A 21,191-nucleotide genomic window follows, 5' to 3' on the forward strand; every position below is an offset into this window, starting at 1 on the left:
TCGGCTGAACAGGAGGATGTTGCATGCAGCGACGCGGACCCGTATCTGGACGTATTGCCGCGCCCGACGTCGAGCGTGTGGAGCTCGACGTGCTGTGTGGGCAAAGCGATTACATCTCGCTGCACTCGCCGCTCACACCGGGCACGCGCAAGCTGATCGACGCTCGCCGCCTCGCCCTGATAAAACCGAACACCATTGTCGTGAATACCGCGCGGCTGCCTCATCGCCTTAGGTACCGTCTCGACTTCGGGAAAGCAGGGAAATTGTGATCAGAGATACGTGCCGCTCGGCTGATGCGGAAGTGGCTTGTGGGGAAGAATGCCGGATGAAGCCTGCGACTCTGATCGGCGCCTGTTGAGTGGCTCGTTACCAGCAGAAGTCGAACGGATTAGTCATCGTTGTAGGCACCCCCTCAGCCACTTCTGGAAGCTGAGGGCCCAACTGAGCGTAGCTTGGCTACATGGGGTCGGCTTCGGCAGTGGAGGAAATCGCGTTGTCTGGCTCCGTGCGGCTCACCCTGATGAGACATACCGCAAGCATCGCGATAGCCCCGGGAATCGCAATCGCGAAGAAATTCTGATGCAGCGGCAGTGACTGACTCACGAGGTATCCGATCACAATCGGCGCCAGGATTGCACCGCTTCGTCCGACGCCCGATGCCCAGCCGATGCCCGTCGACCGCGCTGCGGTTGGATAGAACTGCCCAGCGAACGCGTATGTGACGATTTGCGTGCCAATCGTCGAGGCTCCGGCCAAGCCAACGAGAAAGAACAACGCCGCGACGGGTACCTTGACTCCCAGCAAGCTGATAGAAACCGCAGCCAGCCCATACATCGCGATCAGGACGTGCTTGATGTCGAAGCGGTCCGCGAGCCATCCGCCGCCGATTGCGCCAATCATCGCCCCGAAGTTGAGAACGAGGACAAACGTGAGCGCGGAGCCAAGGCTATAGCCCGCACCTGCCATCAGCTTGGTCAGCCACGAGCTCAACGCATACACCATGAAGAGACACATGAAGAAGGCGATCCACAGCATCACGGTGCTGGAGCCGCGGCCATCGGCGAAGAGTTGTTTGATGGGAGAGCCGGCTTCCGTGCCCCTATCATAAAGCGTGAAACGATCGGCTTGCTGAGGGACGTAGGCCGGGTCGATTTTCGCAAGAATCTGTTTCAGCTTGGCCTCGCGCTGGTTGCTTACCAGGAAGGCCAGAGACTCTGGCATCAGCTTCCAGATGACCGGCGCGAGCAACGCGGGGATACCTGCTGCGAAAAAGACGGATTGCCAGCCGTAACGTTCGATCATCGCTTTCCCGACGAGGGCCGCGAGCATCCCGCCCAGGGAATAGCCGCTGAACATCAAAGTGACCATGGTGCTGCGGATTTTGCGTGGCGAATATTCACTCATCTGCGCAACCACGTTTGGCATGACACCGCCGATTCCAAGGCCCGCGAGGAATCGCGCTATTCCGAACGTCATCGGATCGCCGGCCAAGCCCGCCACCGCAGTGAAGATGCTAAAAAGGAGCAAACAAATAACTATTGCAGGAACGCGCCCGATGCGGTCCGCGATGGTGCCGAGAAACACGGCGCCGAGCATCATGCCGAGCAAGGCCGAACTCACCATGAAGCCGGCGCTTGTCGGCGCAACGCCCATGTCGCGCATGATCGAGGGTAGCGCAATGCCGACGACTGCGAGATCGTAGCCGTCAAATATGATGATGAGCGCGCACCAAAAGAGCAGCAACAGGTGGAACTTACTGAATCGTGCTTCGTCGCAAAGCTTTTGAACGTCAAGATGGCGCATGAGGTCTCCTTTCATGCATGGTTTATGGCTCGATGAGGATGTACACGGCTCTACGCACCTATTGCGTGTAACCGCGATTTCGGATTCGGATGCGAGGGTTTCCTCGGCCAGCGTCGTAGATCACAACTGCCGCTTAGACCCACTACGCAGAGGTATGGCTGTGACGCAAGATGTCCTTCACCATCGCGGTTAATCCTTTTAGATTTCTTTGTGCAGTAGCGCGGCTCAGGATAGGTGAAGCGCTGAAGAAGCGTCCAATACCGTTTAAGTTGAGCTTGATACTCCGGGGGAATGGAGCGTTCGCTTAAGTAAATTGGATAGCAACATGATAGGTAAAGATCCCTCGTCTGTGCTAACCAAAGCATTTGCTAACCTAGAAGGGTTTACCATCTCAGAACATGTCGAAGGCCGCGCTCGCGAGCTTGTGTGCGAGTGCCTTCATCGCGACCACGGGCATGCGTCGGGTTTTCTTGCACTCATAAAAGCGTCACGCTTGCCTCGCATCACGCCGCGCAAACCCAGTTGCTTCATCAACCGTTCGACCGTGCAGCGCGCCACCGCGATACGCTCCCGGTTCATCTGCTTCCAGACTTTATCTGTGCAGTAGGAGCATCGCTCCCAAGATTGAGCATGTGTTTTAGCGAACGCTTGCTTTCTTAGATATAGCGTAGATGTACTTGATTTGCTCGCATTGCCGCTGCTATGGCTGGTTCAAGTCGCGGTGCAATTTCTTGGCGTCGTCCGCACCGCATCCGCAAGAGCGTGCGCCTGGTAGTTGTGTTGGCGCAAACCCAGGTGTATTGATTGGTCACGCGCTCCCGCCTCCCCCAATCATCGACCGCTGGGATGCCCAGACCGTGAGCCGAAAAGAGCCTGGCACTGCAGATGCAGCAAGCCGATCCTTTGAATTCTCCTATGTACACCGGTCTGGTACCGATGGTTTCGGGGGCTCTCCGCGAGCGAGGGGACAGCCAACACCGGCCCTCGCCAAGAAAAACCGGATGCGCGCTCACGCGTGCCGAAGCGGGGTGGCGGAAACTGTTCCCTTTAAGCAGGTAAAGCCTGAGAGGCAGCTATTTATTTCTTGCATCACGTCTTCAATGGATGACGCAATTCCTGGCGCAACGGAGGCAGTTTTCCTTTGTTCTATGTCAGAGAGCTGTCGTTGCGAGAGCGGTCGAGTGACGCTCACGAAGGCAAGTGTTTATCTGCCCAGGTCTCGAGGTAAGGGTCGGCCTACGACTATACCGCTCCGGTATTGATCCAGTCTGCATTGGTATTGGACCGCTCGCGGTCGGCTGTCTTAATCTTCCTATCGCCTGAAATCAACAATGACAAAGAGCGCCCCGAGCGCGGAGACCTTATGAGCCATCCTCTTGACATTGCTTCGACGATCAACCGTGAGCCACTGCGGGCGTTTCAGTGGGCGGTCTTTCTGCTGTGTTTTGCAACGACGCTATTCGACGGTTTCGATACCCAGGCCATCGCATATACGGGTCCGGCGATCGTCGCGGCGTTTGGCCTCAAGGCCGGGGACCTGGCGCCCATCCTGATCGCCGGAACGCTCGGCATGACGATTGGCGCGATGACGCTCGGGCTGGTCGGCGACCGGATCGGACGGCGGCCCGCATTGCTCGGCGGAGTACTGCTGTTCAGCGTGGCATCGTTGCTGACGGCATTTGCAACGGGCACCGGACAGATTCTCGTATTGCGTTTCATTGCGGGACTTGGCATGGGCGGCTGTACGCCGGTTCTGCTCGCGCTCGCGGCAGAGTATGGCCCAGCGCGGCATCGAGGCGCGATCATGACGGGTGTATTGCTCGGCCTGCCAGCCGGCGCGATGCTAGGCGGCCTGCTGGCCGCGCGCATGATGCCTGTCATTGGCTGGCAAGGCGTGTTCGTCGTTGGCGGAGCGGCGCCGCTTGCGTTGCTCGTCGTTCTTTACCTAGCATTGCCTGAATCGTTGCAATATCTGGTCAGCAAACAGCGCATCACCAGCACAAAGCAGGTGCACGCGATCCTGCGCAGACTGTTGAGCGCCGAGCCGCCCTCCAATGTGAGTTTCCAGATCCACGAGACGACAACGCGGGCGAGTGTCGGCGCGCTCTTTCGTGAGGGCAACGCGCGAAACACTATCGCAATCTGGGCGGTGTACTTCTTTAACTGGATCGCGTGGTTCATGTTTCTCTCGTGGCTGCCGACGGTTCTCAAGGCGTCCGGCCTTTCTGTTGAGCAGGCGCCAATGGGCACGGTCGTCGTCAACGCAGTATTCATTCTTTGTGCGATTCCGCTTTCGATTCTGCTTCCCAGGATCAGCCCACGCCGCATTCTGATCGTACTGCTCACCTTCGGTATCGCGATCGCAATCGGCCTCGCGAACTCTGGCACAGCGTGGAACCTCGTATTCGTGCTGGCGGGCGCCGCTGGTCTCGGCATCGGAGGACAGCAGATCGTGCTGAACTATCTGGTCGTGGGCGCATATCCTACGTCGCTGCGCGCGACGGCAACCGGTTGGGCAATTGGCATGGGACGCGTGGGCGCAATCCTGGGGTCGGCAATCGGCGGTACATTCCTTGGCATAGGGGGGCCGAACGGCTTCTATCTGACGCTTGCGGTGCCGCTGTTAGCGGCATTGCTGGCTGTCGTGGTTATCCGTACAAATCAGCAGGCTATCGATCCGAATCTGGCCGTGGCTCATTAAGCTGGCGGTCGCGGACTGCCCGGCGCAATTGTCGAAAGAGATTTGACTCGCAAATCGCACTGGTGACCGGTGCGGCGGCGCAAGGGCTCCGACGACCGCACTTCCAAAAGAGTCTGACCGTGTTGTACTCCCATGTCTGGCGCTCATTTTCATGACGCAGTTGCGTCGTCACTCACGAAGGAATCGAAGTGCGGAATCTTGTCTTCACGATCAGGGTCAAGTTAATGCTAGCGTTCGGCGCCTGGGTAGCACTGATGCTGGTCGTCGGACTGATGGCAATAGTCGCACAAGGGCGCCTCGACGCGAATACGGCATCGTCATCCCGGTCCTCGTTGACGGGTTTGATCGCGGTGGCGTCAATGGGATGCGCCGTCGCGATCTATTGTGGCCTCCATCTGAACCGTGTGGTATGTGGTGGGCTGAACCGCATGGGCAGAAAGTTTGAGGACATTGCGACAACCCTTGATTTGTCAAAGCGGTCTTCGAGTCCGCGCATGGACGAGTTCGGCCGGGCAGCCGTCGCGTTCGATAAGCTGATGCGTCGCATAGAAGAGACCATGTCGGCCGTGCATTTATCGTCTGATTCCGTTGCCACCTCTACGCGCGAAATCGCTGCTGGAAACCTTGACCTTTCTGCACGCACAGAAGAACAGGCAGCGTCGCTGGAGGAGACAGCATCCAGCATGACGCAACTGACCGAGACGGTGAAGCAGAACGCTGACAATGCGCGTCAGGCGAATGTACTTGCCACGAATGCAACGGACATCGCTGGTGCAGGCAGCAATGTCGTTCATGCCATGGTTGCCACCATCGAGAATATCCACGGTAGCTCGAACAAGATTTCCGAAATCACGGGCGTAATTGAAGGGATAGCTTTCCAGACAAATATTCTCGCGCTCAATGCCGCTGTAGAAGCGGCACGGGCTGGCGAACAGGGAAGAGGCTTCGCGGTGGTGGCCAGTGAGGTTCGTAGTCTGGCTCAACGATCTGCGTCTGCGGCAAAGGAGATCAAGGACCTGATTGCCTCAGCTGTAGCAGCGATTCGGGATGGGTCGCAACAGGCCATCGGAGTTAGCACTGCGATGGACGAGATTAAGAATGCTATCAACCGCGTTTCCCAGATTGTCGGTGAAATCGCTGGTGCGTCGGAAGAGCAAAGCCGTGGCATCGAACAGGTCAACCAGGCGGTCAATCAGATGGACCAGGTGACCCAGCAGAATGCGGCGCTGGTCGAGCAGGCGGCAGCAGCAGCTCAGTCGCTCGAGGACCAGGCGGCTAAATTAAAAACTGCTGTTTCGTCATTCAAGCTTGCTGATACAAGCGGCTTCGCAGCAGCAATCGACACATAGTCCGCCACATGTCTTCGTCGAAAATGCTGGCCGACGGCTTCGTGACAGATACGCGTTCAAACTTCCGGAAATCGTCGTCTGCGATCTCGGACTTGAATCCGTGTGTCTTCTGTGGCGGCCGGAACGAAGGCATGTAACGGCAGCGGGCCGCGAGTACTCATTCACTCGCGTCGGCAGCTGACATTCGAGGCCACAACGCCTAGCTGAAATTCGTCGGCAAGAAGGGGCCTGTGGCGAAACTGCCGCCCCTGCGACGCCGTGGATGCCGTGAGTATGCAATCCCGGCTGACTCGTGCGCTTACGGATTCCGCGCGCCTCTATCGTGCTGTTCGTCGCCGGGCAGCTCGCTGGTGCGCTGCCCACGAAACGCGGGCAGGCGCCAGCCGAACCGAAGTGAAGTGAGCCGTAGGGCGACGCATAGGAGTGTCGCGACCCATGGCGTCCACCACTGCGTCCAGTGCGCGTAAGAGAAAAGAACTTGCGCGCCCGCACCGGCGAGGGCAGCCGTGGCATAGATCTCGCGGTCCAGGATGGCCGGCAGACGCGAAAGCACGACGTCGCGCATGACACCGCCGCCTACGGCAGTCACGATACCCAGCAATACAGCGAGCTCCGCACTATGCCCAAAGCTCAGCGCCTTTTGTGCACCGGCTACAGAGAACAGGCCGAGTCCGATTGCATCGAAGAAAAGGACCGGTTGCCGCAGACGGCGTACGGGGGCATACGCGAAGATCGCGACCGCGGACGCGAGCATCGAAGCCGCAAGATATCGCCAGTTCGAAAGCCCTGCTGGCGGGATCGCGCCAATGCAGACGTCGCGCAAGACTCCGCCGCCGCACGCCACCATGAAGGCGATGGACAAGATGCCGAACAGGTCGAGCCGCCTTTGGCGGGCAGCGACGGCTCCGCTGATGGCGAATGCGAACGTCCCAATCAGATCGAGGGCGAAGTAGGCCGCGTGCGAATTCACGCCGAGGGATCTCGCGCGTCGAACCAGGCCCCAGCCGCGCATAGCATCGCCTCGAGACCTGTACGCAGCGTGGGGTCGAGCACCGGCGCAAACCTGGGCGAATGGTTGCTGGGAATCTCGTTGAGCTTCTTCTCTTTCAACGCCGTTCTGTACATATCCGGATCAGTCCCGCCGATGAACCAGAACGCATACGGCACGCCCCATTCTCGTCCGAACACGCTGAAGTCCTCGCTCGCCGCTGCCGGGGGCGTTTCGTAGGCGCGCTCGCCAAAGTGCGCTTCAAACGCTGCGCGCACGCGCTCACTCGCCTCTGCGTCGTTGATCGTCAGCGGGTAGCTCGAGAGCGTCGTGAATTCTGGCTCGCGCGGTGCGTTGGAGGCAACGCATTCCGCGCAGCAGATGCGACGGATCGCGCCTAACATGTACTCCCGCACGTCTTCGTCGAACGTGCGCATGTTGAGCTTGAGCGTCGCATCGTCGGGGATGATGTTCTCTTTTGTTCCCGCCTGCAGCGCGCCAATGGTTAGCACGGCACTATCGCGCGGCGAGATTTCCCGCGATACGATTGTCTGCAGACGCAGCGTTGTCGAAGCCGCCATAATGACCGGATCGATCGACGTTTGCGGCTGCGATCCGTGCGAGCCGCGTCCGAACAGCTTCACCTTCAGACTGTCGCCTGCCGATAGGATCGTGCCGCTCCGATGGCCGACCGTGCCCGCCGCGCCAACCATGACGTGCTGGCCGAGGATAACGTCAGGCTTCGGGAAGCGTTCAGCCATGCCGTCCTCGATCATGCTGCGGGCGCCGCGCGCCACTTCCTCGCCTGGCTGAAAGACCGCCATCAGCGTCCCGCGCCAGGCGTCCCGATGCGCAGCCATCAGGTGCGTCACACCCATGAGCCAGGTCACGTGCATGTCGTGGCCGCACGAGTGCGCGACGCCCACTTCGATGCCTTCTTCGTCCTTCGCTCTCACCGTGCTTGCATACGGCAATCCCGTCGCTTCCGCCATCGGAAGCGCGTCCATGTCGGCGCGCAACATCACAGTCGGACCGTCGCCGTTGCGTAACACTGCCACGACGCCGGTCCCACCCACATCGCGCGTAACGTCATAGCCGAGCTTTTCAACATAGTCCGCTGCAATGCGCGCGGTGCGCACCTCCTGCATCGACAGTTCGGGATGCTCGTGCAGGTCCTTGTAGATCGCTTCGAGCTCAGGCAAGAGGCTTTCGATGGCGTCCGTGGTCGTTTCCACCAATGCAGGCATGATCAATCCTTTCAAATGTTCCGTTGCGGTGGTCGATGTCGCGTCGCACGCGCCGGTCGTCAGTGGAGTTTCAGTCTGGGACTTGTCTTGCGGCTGATCTGACCAATCAGCATCAAGAGAGCAGTGCAGAATCTGCCGACCAGTGTTATCCGATGCATGCGATCGAGCGAAACATAAGACATCCGGGCGAGCCACCCCTTCACCCTCACACTTCGCATCAAGTTTTCCATCAAATTGCCTACTGTCTCGAAGCGAGACAGAGTTACAAGATAACCATAGTCTTGATAGCAATAATCTGGAAGTTCCTCGTTCTCGACCCGACATCTCTTTGCTTTTTGGGTCGCTTTATCATCGCGGCAACGGACGTCGCCTCAGCCCTGCCAGGCCATACCGGGGAGCCACGGTTGATTACAAAACCCATTCCATCTGAGAGTGGTTATCGGGTTAAACCAAATTGCCATACGCCCTTCTCGCGAACTTCACACTCGGTTTCCAGGTTCCTGAATGATGCGATGGCGTTCGTTGTTGAACGGTACCCGAATCAGACACCGGACAAATACGAATTGCAGTATCGTGCGAACGGAGGGTGATTCCCGCGCCGCCCGGTTTCTTCGGCCCATGTAACGTCTTCAAGCTTCCGGTGTCAGGCACCAGCCAATCCTTTGCAGCCCTCATACTTCCGACAAGTGGACAATCGTGCCTCGCAGAGGCGTGCATCCCATCCGCACCGGCGCCGAGCGCTCCCTGCGCTTCGTTGGTTTTGACATTGAGGTGCCCCCTGTGATATTCGCAAACGCGACTTGACCGGGCGAATTCGGGCAGTCGGCCAGCGAAGCTACACGAACGGCTGGTTGACTTTTGAAGCAGTCCGCGGGGACGCATTTTGAAGATTGCGTTTCTCCGAGAAAGCGGGAAAATGATCGGACCGAAACGGCTCATTAGTCGACAACAGCCGAGCGGTGGGGTAAACAGCTACCCATGCAAGTGAACGCTTTTGAACTGGCGGTACATCGAGATCAAAGAGAGAGTTTCCCGTTAGGTTATCGATACTGGAGCAGCGAATGAACGTAATCAGAACACTCAAGCTGGCTGGTGCTGCAATGATTGTGGTCGCTTCTGTCAATGCGTGGGCGCAGGGAAGCGAATCGGCCGCTGCCTCGACGGCAACGCAAGGGACGTCGAAGTCTGCCGTCAGGAAGGCGAATCGGGCATTAAGCAAAAAAGTGGCTCAGGCGCTTTCGAAGGGCGGTATCGATACTAAAGGCATTAATGTACTCGCCAAAGGCGGCGCCGTGACGCTCGCCGGAACCGTCGACGATCCGACGCAGATCGAGAAGGCGGGCTCAATAGCGAAGGGCGTTTCTGGCGTTACGTCTGTGAAGAACGCCCTGTCAATTCACGAAGGTGGACAGTAGCAACGGTCGCCGGCTTAGACCTACCGACGGCCGGCTTTTCCGTCGCCCAAACCCCCTGGAGTATTGGGTGCTCGGTGTCGGTGGGTAGCCGGGCCGCCCGACCGCTCTGCATCCGTTACCTGCGGGTGAGCCTCCGATGACCCGACCGGCAGCAAGGGGCGGCTGCTTTTGGATCACTCATCTTCATTGCGCCATCTGATGGGTGCACGTAGCGGTTGAGTCGTGTCGATCCTGGCCCATTTGCCGCTCGGAATACATATTTTCGTTTGGAATCAGGGCTTCGTCGAGCGTTGAGTTGTGTGTGGCAGACCGCATACCGGCGGGAAGCATGCGTGCTTCCCAGAGAGTTCCCCGCCGGTTGCTAACGATCACGAGTGGCGGGGATGTCGATGCGTCCGGCTTCGCGCCCGACGTTTTTTGCGCATGAAAAATCGAGCGTGACCGCTGGGCGGCTGATCGCTACTGGGCAGTCGACGCGATCTTGCTGTGGCTCTGCGATTGCAGTCAGAAGGTGAAGGTGTCTGAGCTGTGAGCGGCTGATGCAACATGTCCAATGCTGGGTGGTTCGCGGGTAGGAGAGGTTTTACCCCGGCCCCTAATGCGCATAGTGGCCCCTGGGGTCCACTATGCCATTTCCATTCTGTAGCCGACAAAATCGCCACCGAAGCGATTTGGCAGAGTCACCCGTACGCTCACCAGGCGTCTGTACGATACTCAACGAAGCCATGGAAGCCGTGTATCAACGGCCGGTAGGTGCTCAGAACCCGCCGTCCGGCAGAGACGAGCGTGGATGGCTGAGAAGGGTCCGATTCCAGCCGATTTAGTACGCTTCGGCTCGTGTCACTCGGATGCTCACCGTCTGCGTGACGAGCACTGATGGCGATTTCAGGGTAGATCGACACGGCGCATCTGGCCTAGCCGGAGGCGTTGAGCGGCATCGCGCTGACAGGGGCGGTCGTTGCGTGTCCCGGCGGAAATCCAGGCTGTTAGTACACTGGCGTGACCGGACGCTTCTCGTCCTTCGCGGGCTCACGGACTTGCCGGCTCACGTGCTTGTTCCGCCTGCTCTCTGCAGAGACTCAATCGGAAAAGGGGATGTTATGGCAAAGAATGAAGTTGTCTGGGGAATCCTGGGCGCTGCGAAGATCAACGACAAGGTTGTCGTGCCCATGCACGGCGCGCCGAAGTGTCGGGTGAAGGGCATCGCGTCGCGATCTCCGGAAAAGGCTCGGGAAGCCGCAGCGAGATATGGTTTGAGTGTCGCTTACGACAGTTACGAGGCGCTCCTGGCGGACCCGGAAATCGACGCGGTATATATTCCGCTACCCAATCACATCCACGTGGAATGGACGATCAAATCCGTCGAGGCGGGCAAGCACGTTCTGTGTGAGAAGCCGATCGGGCTCGATGCACAACAGGTTGAACGACTCATCGCTGCACGCGACAGGAGCGGCCGATATGTACAGGAAGCCTTTATGGTTCGCACGCATCCGCAATGGTTGAAGGTGCGGACCTTGATCGACGAAGGCGCGATTGGCGAATTGCGGGCGGTGACGGGCGGCTTCACCTATAACAACACGAACCCTGACAATATCCGCAACCAGAGCGGACTGGGCGGCGGCGGTCTGCTCGATATTGGCTGCTATCCCATCACAACCTCACGCTTCATTACCAGGTCCGAGCCACAGCGCGTGGTTGCCCTGATGGAGCAGGATCCCGTATTCGACGTGGACCGGCTTGGCTCGGTGATGATGGATTTCGACGGCGTGCAGGCGAGCTTCTTTTACTCGACGCAGACTCACCCGTATCAGCGGATGCAATTTCACGGTACGAAGGGGCGGATCGAGGTCGAGATTCCATTCAATGCACCAAACGATCGACCTACGCGTCTGTTAGTGAGTGATAGCACAAGCGCCGGTGTCGGGACTGATCGCTGGCTGGAACTCCCCGTGTGCGATCAATATGGCGTCGCGGCCGCCACGTTCGCGGAGGCGATATTGAGTGGAAGTCCGCAGGCTATTCCGCTAGAAGATGCGCGCGCAAATATGCGAGTGATCGACGCAGTGTTCCGCTCGGCTCGATCGGGTGCGTGGGAGAAAATTCTGGAACGTTGAGATGCATCAGTTTTAGCTAGCCGTCTGTACCGTGCCAGTGTCCGGGCTGCGCGGTGCAATTAGCGCGGTGACCGCCAGAATTGGTAGCTTTTAAAACTGAAATGCGCCAATGTCTTTTGCTTCGCTTGGCCTGACAATCCCTCGCTGCGCAATGTGCAGCAAGGGATCACCGGAACCTGCGCCGGTGCACAGCCATAGCGCAACACCCGCCGTTTTGCCCGTGCACCGTATTCGACGCGTGCGCTATTGCCACCGCGACTGCCGTCAATGACCCGTCCATCGGAAAGACCGAACATGAAGTTGTGTCCGGTCGCCGGGCGCAGACGGGCGGCCGCGCGTCGCCAGCTGCTCACTTCGCCCCTGTACTCGATAAGCCGCTCGCCTGCGGGGATGGCTGCAAGGCAAATACGCCCTTGGCGTGTATAGGGGAGCGCCGTGGGCTGGGACGTCGTCGAGGAATAGCTTCCCCTCCCATCACCGCCTTATCGGGTAAAACCCTGGGTCTTATTCCACAGGTCCGTCGACTCTGATATAAAGTGCGCTCCGTAGCTGATGACGTTTTAGCACGGCGATTTCTTGCATCGTTGGCAAGGTCGCCCGGACGTATCTGAAAGGAGTGGCATGGCGCGCGTAGTGGTGGTGGGCAGCATCAACATGGACATGGTGGTCGTCACGGACACGTTTCCGCGTCTCGGCGAAACGCTGTTCGGCACCGGCTTTTCGACGAGTCCGGGCGGCAAGGGCGCCAATCAGGCGGTTGCGGCGGCGCGCCTCGGCGCACAGGTGACGATGATCGGCCGCGTGGGCGCCGACGCTTTCGGCGAACAGATGAAGGCGACGCTCGTGCGCGAAGGCGTCGACGTGAGCCATGTGACGACGGACCGCCAGGCGACGGGCATTGCATCGATTACGCTGACGGGCGGCGACAACGCGATCGTCGTCGTGCCGGGCGCGAACTACGCGCTGTCGTCCGAAGACATCGACCGCGCCGCCGAAGCATTCGATCAGGCCGACATCGTGCTCGCGCAGCTCGAAGTGCCGTACGAGACCGTGCTGCACGCGGCGCGCCGCGCCAGGGAGCGCAATAAGCCGTTCTTCCTGAATCCCGCGCCCGCCGTCGCGCTCAGCGCCGAACTTCTCGATCTCGTCACGCTGCTCACGCCCAACCAGCACGAACTTGCGACCGCGTTGCAGACAACGGAAGAGCACTGGGCGGACGAACTCGCGCGTCGCCCTGCGGGCATTGCAATGACGGCCGGACAGGACGGCGTGTACTACGCGGATGAACACCGCAAGCTCGTGCACGCAGCGGGCTGCACGGTCAGCGCGGTCGACACGACGGGCGCAGGCGACACGTTCAACGGCGCGCTCGCCGCCTTCTGGCACCTCGGGATAGATGCAGCCGTGCGCCGCGCGAACGCTGCCGCCGCGCTGTCGGTCACGCGAGCAGGCGCGCAGGGCGGCATGCCGACGCTCGCCGAACTGGACAACTTTCTCGAGGCTCAAGCATGAAGAAGCAGGGACATCTGAATCGCGACATCGCGCGCGTGCTGGCGTCGATGGGCCACACCGACTGCCTCGTGATCGCGGATTGCGGTTTGCCAATTCCTGATGGCGTCGAATGCATCGACGTGTCACTCGCGCTCAACGTGCCGAACTTTTTCGACGTGCTCGACACCGTGCTCGCCGATTTCAAGGCAGAGCGCGCCGTGTTCGCGGGCGAAGCCACGCAGCACAATGCGGCCGTCGTCGAATGCATGGAGCAGATGGCGTCGAACGGCATCGCCGTCGAACAGGTGCCGCACGAGGAATTCAAGCAGCGTTCGCGCCTTGCGAAAGCGATTATCCGCACGGGCGAATGCACGCCTTACGCGAATGTGATTCTGCATTCCGGCGTCATCTTCTGAGAGGCACTCCATGGAAGTGTTGATGCAGGGCATCGGCAAGGCCTTCGGTCCCGTTCACGTGCTCGAGGGCGTCGATTTCCGTATCGGTGCGGGCGAGATCCACGCATTGATGGGTGAAAACGGCGCCGGCAAATCGACGCTGATGAAGATTCTGTGCGGCGTCTATCAGGCCGATGCGGGCAAGATCCTGATCGACGGCAACGCCGCACAGATCCGCAGCACGGTCGACGCAGAGCGCGCCGGCATCGCGATCATCCACCAGGAGCTGAACCTCATTGCGCAACTGACGGTGATGGAGAACCTCTTTCTCGGCCGCGAGCCGAGCCGGTTCGGCATCGTCGACAGCGCGAAAATGCGGCGCGATGCGCGCAAGTGGCTCGATCTGGTCGGCGCGCGCGACATCGATCCGCAAACGGAAGCCGGCCAGCTTTCCATTGGGCGCCAGCAGCTCGTCGAAATCGCCAAGGCGCTGTCGCTCAACGCGCGCGTCGTCGTGATGGACGAGCCGACTGCCGCGCTGACCGACCGCGAGATCGACACGTTGTTCGAAATCATGCTGTCGTTGAAGTCGCGCGGTGTGGCCATCGTCTATGTGTCGCACCGGATGGAGGAAATTTTCCGCATCTGCGACAAGATCAGCGTGCTGCGCGACGGTCATTTCGTCGGCGAACGCGCGATCAGGGACACGGGCTTCGATGAGATCGTCCGGCTGATGGTCGGTCGCGAACTCGGCGAGCGCTTTCCGAAGCGCCGGCACAAGCCAGGCGCCGTACGTTTGCAGGTCAAGGATCTCGCCGACGAAGGCAACATCAAGGGCGTCACGTTCGATGTGCGCGCGGGCGAAGTGCTCGGCATCGCCGGGTTGATGGGCGCGGGCCGCAGCGAAGTGCTGCGCACGCTGTTCGGCGCGAATCGCCGGACGGCTGGCTCGGTCACGCTCGACGGCAAGCCGCTCGACGTGCGCGATGCGTCGAGCGCGATCGCGGCGGGCATCGGCTTCGTCACGGAAGACCGCAAAGGGCAGGGTCTCGTGCTCGGCATGTCGGTTCGCGAGAACGCGACGCTCGTGCATCTCGACAGCTACGCGAAGCTCGGTTTCGTCGACAGCAAGGCGGAGCGCGCAGCCGTCGACGGTCTGATCGAACAGTTACGCGTGCGCACGCGCGATGCCGAGCTGGACGTCAAGTCGCTATCGGGCGGCAACCAGCAGAAGGTGGTGTTCGCCAAGTGGCTGGCGCGGCCGCCGAAAGTGCTGCTGCTCGACGAGCCGACGCGCGGCGTCGACGTCGGCGGCAAGGCGGAGATCTACACGATCATCAACCAGCTCGCGGAGCGGGGCGTAGCCATCGTGATGGTGTCGTCTGAATTGCCCGAAGTGCTGGCCATGAGCGACCGGATTCTCGTCATGCATCAGGGACGCCAGAGCGGTCTGTTCGATGCAGAAGGCGCGACGCAGGAACACATCATGACGGCGGCGGCAGGCGGCAACGCGGCGCCTGTGACGGTTGCCGCATAGCGATCGCACAGCTCGAAACCAAACGACATTGCAGCGCGACAAGCGCGTTACGGCAGCGCGCCGCGCATTCCCGATTCAATGGATCCGTCGAAAGCGACGAGACAACACGCGAGACACACCATGGCTCAACTGAGTATGAACCCGACCAACCGTGCGACGCTGCAGAAGCTCGGGCCTTTCATCGCCCTGCTCGTCATCGCCGTCGCGCTCTCCATCGTCAGTCACAACTTTCTGACCGTCGATAATCTGCTGAACGTGATGCGCCAGGCGTCGATCAATGCGCTGATCGCTTTCGGCATGACGCTCGTGATCCTGCTGGGCGGCATTGATCTGTCTGCCGGCTCGGTGCTGGCGCTGTCTTCGGTGATCATCGCGAGCCTGCTGACGATGGGCACGCCCGCCGCCGTCGCGACGCTCGCCGGACTCGTCGCGGGTGGGCTGATGGGCTTCGTGAACGGGCTCGTGATCAGCAAGGGCAAGGTGGCGCCGTTCATTGCGACCCTCGGTTCGATGACGGTGCTGCGCGGCCTTGCGCTCGTCGTGTCGAACGGCAGTCCGCTCAGCAGCTTCAATAGCGACTTCTTTTCGCTGCTCGGCGGCGGGTACGTTGCGCGCCTCGTGCCGATTCCCGTCGTGCTGATGCTCGTGATGTTTGCCGTGTTCTGGGTGCTGCTGCGCAAGACCGTGTTCGGCCGCCACATCTACGCGACGGGCGGCAATGCGGAATCGGCGCGGCTCTCCGGCGTGAAAGTCGATCGCATCCAGCTCTACGTGTACACGATCTCGGGTGTCATGGCGGCACTCGCCGGTGTCGTGCTGACCTCGCGCCTGAACTCCGCACAGCCGACGGCAGGCACGGGCTACGAGCTCGACGCGATCGCCGCTGTCGTGCTTGGCGGGACGAGTCTGACGGGCGGGCGCGGCTGGATTTTCGGCACGCTTGTCGGCGCGCTGCTGATCGGTGTGCTGAACAACGGCCTGAACCTGCTCGACGTGTCGTCGTTCTATCAGCAGGTCATCAAGGGCGGCGTGATTCTGCTCGCCGTGCTGATCGACCGCGGCAACAAGAAAGCCTGACGATTCATCAACGACGGCTGGACATCAAAACCAGTTTCACCACACATAGGAAGAAGAGGAAGACAATGCAGAAAACCGTTTCGCCGCGCTTCTCGAAGCTGTTCGCCGTGCTCTGCGCAAGCACGCTGATCACCGGTCTCGCCGCCTGCTCGAAGGACGGTCCCGATTCGACGGCCAGCGCATCAGCTGGCAGCGCGGCTTCGGCGCCGGCTGCGAATGGCGCGATCACGGTCGGCCTGTCGATTTCGACGCTGAACAATCCGTTCTTCGTGTCGCTGCGCAAGGGTGCCGAAGACGAGGCTGCCAAAGACGGCGTGACGCTGATCACTGTCGATGCGCAGAACGATCCGGCGAAGCAGCAGGCGAGTGTCGAAGACCTGATCGAGAAGAAGGTTAGCGTTATCCTGATCAACCCGACGGATTCGTCGGCGGTGGCGAACGTCGTCAAGGAAGCCACGGCCAAGGGCATCAAGGTGGTGTCACTCGACCGCAGCGTGAACGGCGCGGACGTCAGCTCGCACATCGCGTCGGACAATAAGGCAGGCGGCAAGATGGCCGCGGATTTCCTTGCCGAGAAGCTGGGCGGCAAGGGCAATGTGGTCGAGCTGCAGGGCATTCCCGGCTCGTCGGCTGCGAACGAGCGCGGCGCGGGCTTCGACGACGCAATCGCCGCGAAGGGCGGCGTGAAGATCGCGACGAAGCAGCCGGCCGACTTCGACCGCGCGAAGGGCCTGTCGGTGATGGAGAACATCATCCAGAGCAACAAGGACATTCAGGGCGTGTTCGCCCAGAACGACGAGATGGCGCTCGGCGCCGTCAAGGCGTTGCAGGCGGCTGGCCTGAAGAACGTGCAGGTCGTCGGCTTCGACGCGACGAGCGACGCGATCACCGCCGTGAAGGGTGGCCAGATGCTCGCGACGGTGCAGCAGCAGCCGGAACTGATCGGCCAGTACGGCGTGCAGACGGCGAAGAAGCTCGTCGATGGTCAGAGCGTCGACAAGTTCATTCCCGTGCCGCTGAACCTCTACAAGCAGTAAGTTCTCATCTGTCCCTTCCCGTAGTACCATCAGGCGCCAGAGCACTCGTCGCTGCGCGCCTGCCGCTGCTCCAGCCGCTGTCGTAGCCTGTGTTTTTCATCGCGCGAGGCAGCGCATCCCCGACGAAGCCATACATACGCAAGCATCGCCCGTAAGGGCGGTGCGTTGCGCTTTACTCCTTTGACCTGCAGGAAGTTCGCGTGACCCAGTTCGAGCGTCTCACCATCGACGACATCGCCCGCCTCGCGAAGGTGTCCCGCACGACGGCGAGCATGGTGCTGAACGGTTATGCCGAGCGCTACCGCATTTCGGCTGCGACCGTCGAACGCGTATTGCAGGTGGCGAAGGACCACCACTTCACGCCGTCGCAATCGGCACGTGCGCTGCGCTCGCGACGCAGCAATACCATCGGCCTCGTGATTCCCGATTTGACCAACTCCGCACACGCGGCGCTGGCGCAGGCGATGGAGTGGCAATGCCGCGAGCGCTATCAATATCAGCTGGTGCTCGTTACGAGCGATGAAAACCCGGTACGCGAGACGGAAGGCATCGCGCATCTCGTGTCGCATCAGGTCGATGGCCTGATCGTGGTGCCGTGCACAGCCGAAGCGAAGCGGTACGAGAAGTGGACGAAGCGGTTGCCGCTCGTGTTTGCGGATCGGCGTGTCGAAGCAAGCGCGATACCGTTCGTCGTGACGGATGCCGTCGAAACGGTCGCGAAGCTGGTTGGCGAGTGCATCGAACGCGGCGCGCGCGAAGTCGTCTATCTCGGCGGTCAGCCTGAACTGTCCGCGAGCCGCGATCGTCTGGCGGGCTATCGGCAGGCGTTGCGCGCGCATGGGGTCGAGGAACAGCCGCAGTGGGTGTTCGAGCGCGACTATCAGCGCGAATCGGGCTATGCGCTGATGAAATCGTGGTTCGCCACCCATCGGCGTTATCCGGAGGCCCTGTTTGCAGGGTCGATCACGCTGCTCGAAGGCGTGCTGCAATTCATGAACGACGCGCATCAGCTTGCGCAGGCGCCAGGCCAGATGATGACGTTCGACGATCACAACCTGCTCGACTGTCTGCCGTTCAAGATCGACGCGATCGTTCAGGACAGCGTGCAACTCGCGGAGCACAGCTTGCGGTGCGTGTTCGCCTTGCTCGAAGGCGAGCGCGAACCCGAGTCGCGGCTCGTGCCGGCGCGTATCCACTATCGACGTGCGTGCGCTTGATTATGCGTTCCGCCTGCCGGCTGCAGAATCCATCTGAAGTCGGGCAGCGCATCGAGGCCGTCACCGCCGACATCCGCGCCGCACTGCAGCGGCGCGCATGAATCGGCGTGCATCGGCTGTCTCACGCCGGCTCTTGTGCGATTCGCGATCGCAGTGGTGTCGCTGGCTGACCTCGGGCTGCCCCCGATTCAGAACTTGTGTCGAATTCCGAGTTGAACGAAAGTCTGCCGGTTTGTTGATGATGCCGTCAGTGCATTGAGCGCCGCGCGCGCCGCGTGTCCCGTTGAGTCCGTGCCGCTTGCAAACTGCGTGCTGCTGATGACATATACGTCCGTACGCTTCGAGAGGTAATAGTCGAGTGACAACGAAATCGTGTTGTATTCCGAGCTGCCGATCGTGCCTGCTCCAGAGCCGTGTGTGTAACTGTAGACGAGTTCGCTTGCCAGAGCCGGCGTCCAGAACCAGGTGAGATTGAATTCGCCCGTATTGAATCGGGCAGTGCCCGTGAGTCTGAGCGGATTCGAGCCAGACGATGTATCGCCGAGATCCTTGAATTGCACGTTGCTGTACACGAGACCGAAGGTCGCCGGACCGAGCTTGTAGCTGCCAGCGGCGGCGACAGTCTGGTAGGAGTGCGCCGATGCATAGCCGCTGTAGACCGGGCTTGCCGTCATATTGTTCAGATTGGCGCCCGCGACGTTCGTGGGCGTCGACGTAAAGTACGACTGGTTCGGGTTGCGCACGTTCATGAAGGCCGCCCCTGCCGAGAAATTGCCATAGTCGTAGCCCGCGCCGACGGACCAGATCTGATTGCGTGCGAAATCGCCCGCCTGTCCGCCAAAGCCGTAGACACCGCCGACGGTGAAGCCGCCGAAGCTGGGACTCGTATACTTCACCGAGTTGTTCACGCGCTTGCTGTTGTTGAGGTTGTCGAGATCGCCCGGATGCGCGGTGGTGCCGCCGCCATAGTTCGCCGAATTCATGCGGGATTCGACGAAAGTCACGAGCGAATCGTATTGGCGTCCCAAGCTCAACGTGCCGTATTTGTCGCTCGACAGTCCTATATATGCCTGGCGCCCGAACAGGAGGCCGCCCTGCAGCGCGGAGCCTTTACCGAGGTCGAAGCCGTTCTCGAGCTGGAAGATGGCCGATAGTCCGCCGCCCAGATCCTCGACGCCCCTGAAGCCCCAACGCGAACCTTGCATGATGCCGCTCGAACCACCGAATACGCGCCCTCCGCCAGCATTGCTCTGATAGTTCACGCCATAGTCGATGAGCCCGTAAAGCGTGACGGAGCTGTTATTCGCGTGCGCGACGCCGCAGCCAGCGAGAAATGCGATTGCCGATATTGTCTTGATCTTCATTGGCATGACGAAATAATGGATTGATGGGGAATCTGTCGTGAACGGAGCGCATGGATCGTCGACTCCTCTGGTCAGATTACCCACACGAAAAAGCGCTTGTATTCGCAATCTATCAAGCTGGGTTTGCGAGAATCGCAAGGCTTCTTTTGTCGTTCGAAAACAGACAAGGCGCGATGCCTGAACGGGCATCGCGCCTTGTCAAATCTGCTGCGACGTCCTGCCCATAAAGAGCAAGACGGCAGCTTTCGTCATTAGCGGAGGATCATGAAAGTGAGACGTCGGCGGGCAAGGTCACTTCGAGCAATTCCAGATCCGCGCTGCAATGCTTGAACGCGTAAGGAAGCATGCCCGGGATCGCGATGCTGTCATCCGTGGAAAGACGCCATTGCTCGTCGCCTTGTACGACGTCGAGACTTCCCTCGAGCACGAAGAAGAAGCAGAACTCCGTATCGTGCACACGCAATGCTTCCTGTGCGTCGCCTTGCGGACGAACCACCCGCACGCCCGCAAGTCCGTTCGTCGCCGCGCCGATGCCTGTGTCCGTTACGACGAAGCCTGGCGATTTCCACGCGTTCCATACCGCATGTTTTGCGACATGCCGAACGAAGCGCTGACCGTTGAAGTCGTGGTCGGGATCATAGACAGGCGAAGGCAGCGCCATGTCGTGATCGGCCATCGTGATGTGCTCGGCCGGACTACCGAGTTCGATCACCTCCGCGCCTGCCGAACTTTCCAGCACGCGATGACGGATCTCAGGCGGTTGAAGCACGCAATCACCCGCTTCGAGAATGAACGGATCGCCTTGCCCCTCGTAGACGAGACGTACCCAGCCCTTGCGGCAGAAGATGGTCTGAAAGCGGATCTTGTGAAAGTGCACGTAATCGGGTACAGGACCGCCTTCGAGAATGCGGATATGCGACGCGATGAACGCGCCGCCGTGCCGCTCGGGCAGCAGATCGCGGTAACGCATACCCGCTCGTCCGACGCTCCAATGCGTGTCGTCGTTTGCGCGTGCGAGCACGAGCTGCTGGCGCGTCGGCGGAAGCACCATGGGTGGATTGGCATGAACGAGCCGAACGACGACGCCGTTCGGCGCGATCAGCTCGCGCGTGTCGCCGGACAATTGCGAGGGATCGTCGCAAAGGACGTCCAGCGTCTTGATGCCGTCACGTATGTCGAGTCCGAGCCGCAGCTTCAAACCGTCGCGGGAAAGGATCGCGGTGCGTGGGCTGTCCGCGGGGAAGATTGCGTCGAGCCGGAAGGCCAGGCGCGTGATGAAGAACTGCATCGTGGCGGGAAGGTCGGTGCAGGGCATGGACACGAGTATGCCTTGCACGCCTTCGATCGCTGCGTCAACGGGAGTGGAAGTATCGGAAGTGGAGTTCATGGGGATTCGCATCGGTGATGAAAGGGCGGCGGTGGCGCGGCATGGTCGCGCGCACCGGCGGCCCCGTCA

Annotated in this window: 16 protein-coding genes and 2 pseudogenes; 11 read left to right on the top strand and 7 right to left on the bottom strand. The window is 60.4% G+C overall.

What is annotated here, in order from left to right; all coding sequences use genetic code 11:
* The first annotated feature begins 23 nt into the window (after nucleotides 1-23).
* The gene (locus FRZ40_RS27965) at nucleotides 24-269 is read left to right on the top strand and encodes an NAD(P)-dependent oxidoreductase (protein WP_147236266.1); all 246 of its coding nucleotides are present in this window, start codon (nucleotides 24-26) and stop codon (nucleotides 267-269) included.
* Nucleotides 270-456: 187 nt separating this feature from the next.
* Here FRZ40_RS27965 and FRZ40_RS27970 read toward each other — a convergent pair whose 3' ends face one another.
* Entirely contained in the window at nucleotides 457-1,803 is a 1,347-nt protein-coding gene (locus FRZ40_RS27970; protein WP_147236267.1) for an MFS transporter, read from the bottom strand.
* Between the two features lie 489 nt (nucleotides 1,804-2,292).
* Nucleotides 2,293-2,409, bottom strand: a pseudogene (locus tag FRZ40_RS27975) (IS3 family transposase); the annotation flags it as partial.
* Between the two features lie 757 nt (nucleotides 2,410-3,166).
* Between FRZ40_RS27975 and FRZ40_RS27980 the strand changes: the two are divergent.
* Nucleotides 3,167-4,504, top strand: a complete 1,338-nt coding sequence (locus FRZ40_RS27980) for an MFS transporter (protein ID WP_147236823.1) — start codon at nucleotides 3,167-3,169, stop codon at nucleotides 4,502-4,504.
* Between the two features lie 188 nt (nucleotides 4,505-4,692).
* The gene (locus FRZ40_RS45805) at nucleotides 4,693-5,853 is read left to right on the top strand and encodes a methyl-accepting chemotaxis protein (protein ID WP_147236268.1); all 1,161 of its coding nucleotides are present in this window, start codon (nucleotides 4,693-4,695) and stop codon (nucleotides 5,851-5,853) included.
* A 298-nt stretch (nucleotides 5,854-6,151) separates the two neighbouring features.
* Here FRZ40_RS45805 and FRZ40_RS27990 read toward each other — a convergent pair whose 3' ends face one another.
* Together FRZ40_RS27990 and FRZ40_RS27995 are read right to left on the bottom strand one after the other, a co-directional pair.
* Nucleotides 6,152-6,823 (bottom strand): trimeric intracellular cation channel family protein, encoded by a 672-nt coding sequence (locus FRZ40_RS27990; RefSeq protein ID WP_147236269.1) that lies wholly within the window; start codon nucleotides 6,821-6,823, stop codon nucleotides 6,152-6,154.
* Nucleotides 6,820-8,088: a M20 family metallopeptidase gene (locus FRZ40_RS27995; RefSeq protein WP_147236824.1), complete on the bottom strand. Its 1,269-nt coding sequence runs from the start codon at nucleotides 8,086-8,088 to the stop codon at nucleotides 6,820-6,822. The genes FRZ40_RS27990 and FRZ40_RS27995 overlap by 4 nt, the downstream gene beginning before the upstream one ends.
* Nucleotides 8,089-9,149: 1,061 nt before the next feature.
* Here FRZ40_RS27995 and FRZ40_RS28000 point away from each other — a divergent pair.
* Nucleotides 9,150-9,503, top strand: coding sequence for a BON domain-containing protein (locus tag FRZ40_RS28000; RefSeq protein ID WP_028364631.1), 354 nt, complete (start codon nucleotides 9,150-9,152; stop codon nucleotides 9,501-9,503).
* A 1,100-nt stretch (nucleotides 9,504-10,603) separates the two neighbouring features.
* A complete protein-coding gene (locus FRZ40_RS28005) occupies nucleotides 10,604-11,617 on the top strand; it encodes a Gfo/Idh/MocA family protein (RefSeq protein ID WP_147236270.1) in 1,014 nt (337 codons plus the stop codon).
* Between the two features lie 182 nt (nucleotides 11,618-11,799).
* Here FRZ40_RS28005 and FRZ40_RS28010 read toward each other — a convergent pair.
* Nucleotides 11,800-12,092: pseudogene (locus FRZ40_RS28010) on the bottom strand (SET domain-containing protein); the annotation flags it as partial.
* 146 nt (nucleotides 12,093-12,238) lie between these two features.
* Between FRZ40_RS28010 and rbsK the strand changes: the two are divergent.
* The 6 genes from rbsK (at nucleotide 12,239) to FRZ40_RS28040 (ending at nucleotide 18,371) form a co-directional block, all read left to right on the top strand.
* The gene (rbsK, locus tag FRZ40_RS28015) at nucleotides 12,239-13,129 is read left to right on the top strand and encodes a ribokinase (RefSeq protein WP_028364629.1); all 891 of its coding nucleotides are present in this window, start codon (nucleotides 12,239-12,241) and stop codon (nucleotides 13,127-13,129) included.
* On the top strand, nucleotides 13,126-13,524 hold the full coding sequence (rbsD, locus tag FRZ40_RS28020) for a D-ribose pyranase (protein WP_147236271.1): 399 nt from the start codon (nucleotides 13,126-13,128) through the stop codon (nucleotides 13,522-13,524). Before rbsK ends, rbsD begins: the two co-directional genes overlap by 4 nt.
* Nucleotides 13,525-13,534: 10 nt before the next feature.
* On the top strand, nucleotides 13,535-15,040 hold the full coding sequence (locus tag FRZ40_RS28025; protein WP_028364627.1) for a sugar ABC transporter ATP-binding protein: 1,506 nt from the start codon (nucleotides 13,535-13,537) through the stop codon (nucleotides 15,038-15,040).
* Nucleotides 15,041-15,160: 120 nt separating this feature from the next.
* Complete coding sequence (locus tag FRZ40_RS28030) at nucleotides 15,161-16,117, top strand: ABC transporter permease (protein ID WP_051446253.1); 957 nt, start codon at nucleotides 15,161-15,163, stop codon at nucleotides 16,115-16,117.
* Between the two features lie 65 nt (nucleotides 16,118-16,182).
* Complete coding sequence (rbsB, locus tag FRZ40_RS28035) at nucleotides 16,183-17,154, top strand: ribose ABC transporter substrate-binding protein RbsB (RefSeq protein ID WP_147236272.1); 972 nt, start codon at nucleotides 16,183-16,185, stop codon at nucleotides 17,152-17,154.
* 200 nt (nucleotides 17,155-17,354) lie between these two features.
* Nucleotides 17,355-18,371, top strand: a complete 1,017-nt coding sequence (locus FRZ40_RS28040; RefSeq protein WP_028364624.1) for a substrate-binding domain-containing protein — start codon at nucleotides 17,355-17,357, stop codon at nucleotides 18,369-18,371.
* 188 nt (nucleotides 18,372-18,559) lie between these two features.
* Here FRZ40_RS28040 and FRZ40_RS28045 read toward each other — a convergent pair whose 3' ends face one another.
* Both FRZ40_RS28045 and FRZ40_RS28050 read right to left on the bottom strand, forming a co-directional pair.
* Nucleotides 18,560-19,735 (bottom strand): porin, encoded by a 1,176-nt coding sequence (locus tag FRZ40_RS28045; protein WP_147236273.1) that lies wholly within the window; start codon nucleotides 19,733-19,735, stop codon nucleotides 18,560-18,562.
* Nucleotides 19,736-19,997: 262 nt separating this feature from the next.
* Nucleotides 19,998-21,122 (bottom strand): cupin domain-containing protein, encoded by a 1,125-nt coding sequence (locus FRZ40_RS28050; protein WP_147236274.1) that lies wholly within the window; start codon nucleotides 21,120-21,122, stop codon nucleotides 19,998-20,000.
* Nucleotides 21,123-21,191: the final 69 nt, after the last annotated feature.

It is taken from the genome of Paraburkholderia azotifigens, assembly GCF_007995085.1.
Classification (GTDB): Bacteria; Pseudomonadota; Gammaproteobacteria; order Burkholderiales; family Burkholderiaceae; genus Paraburkholderia; species Paraburkholderia azotifigens.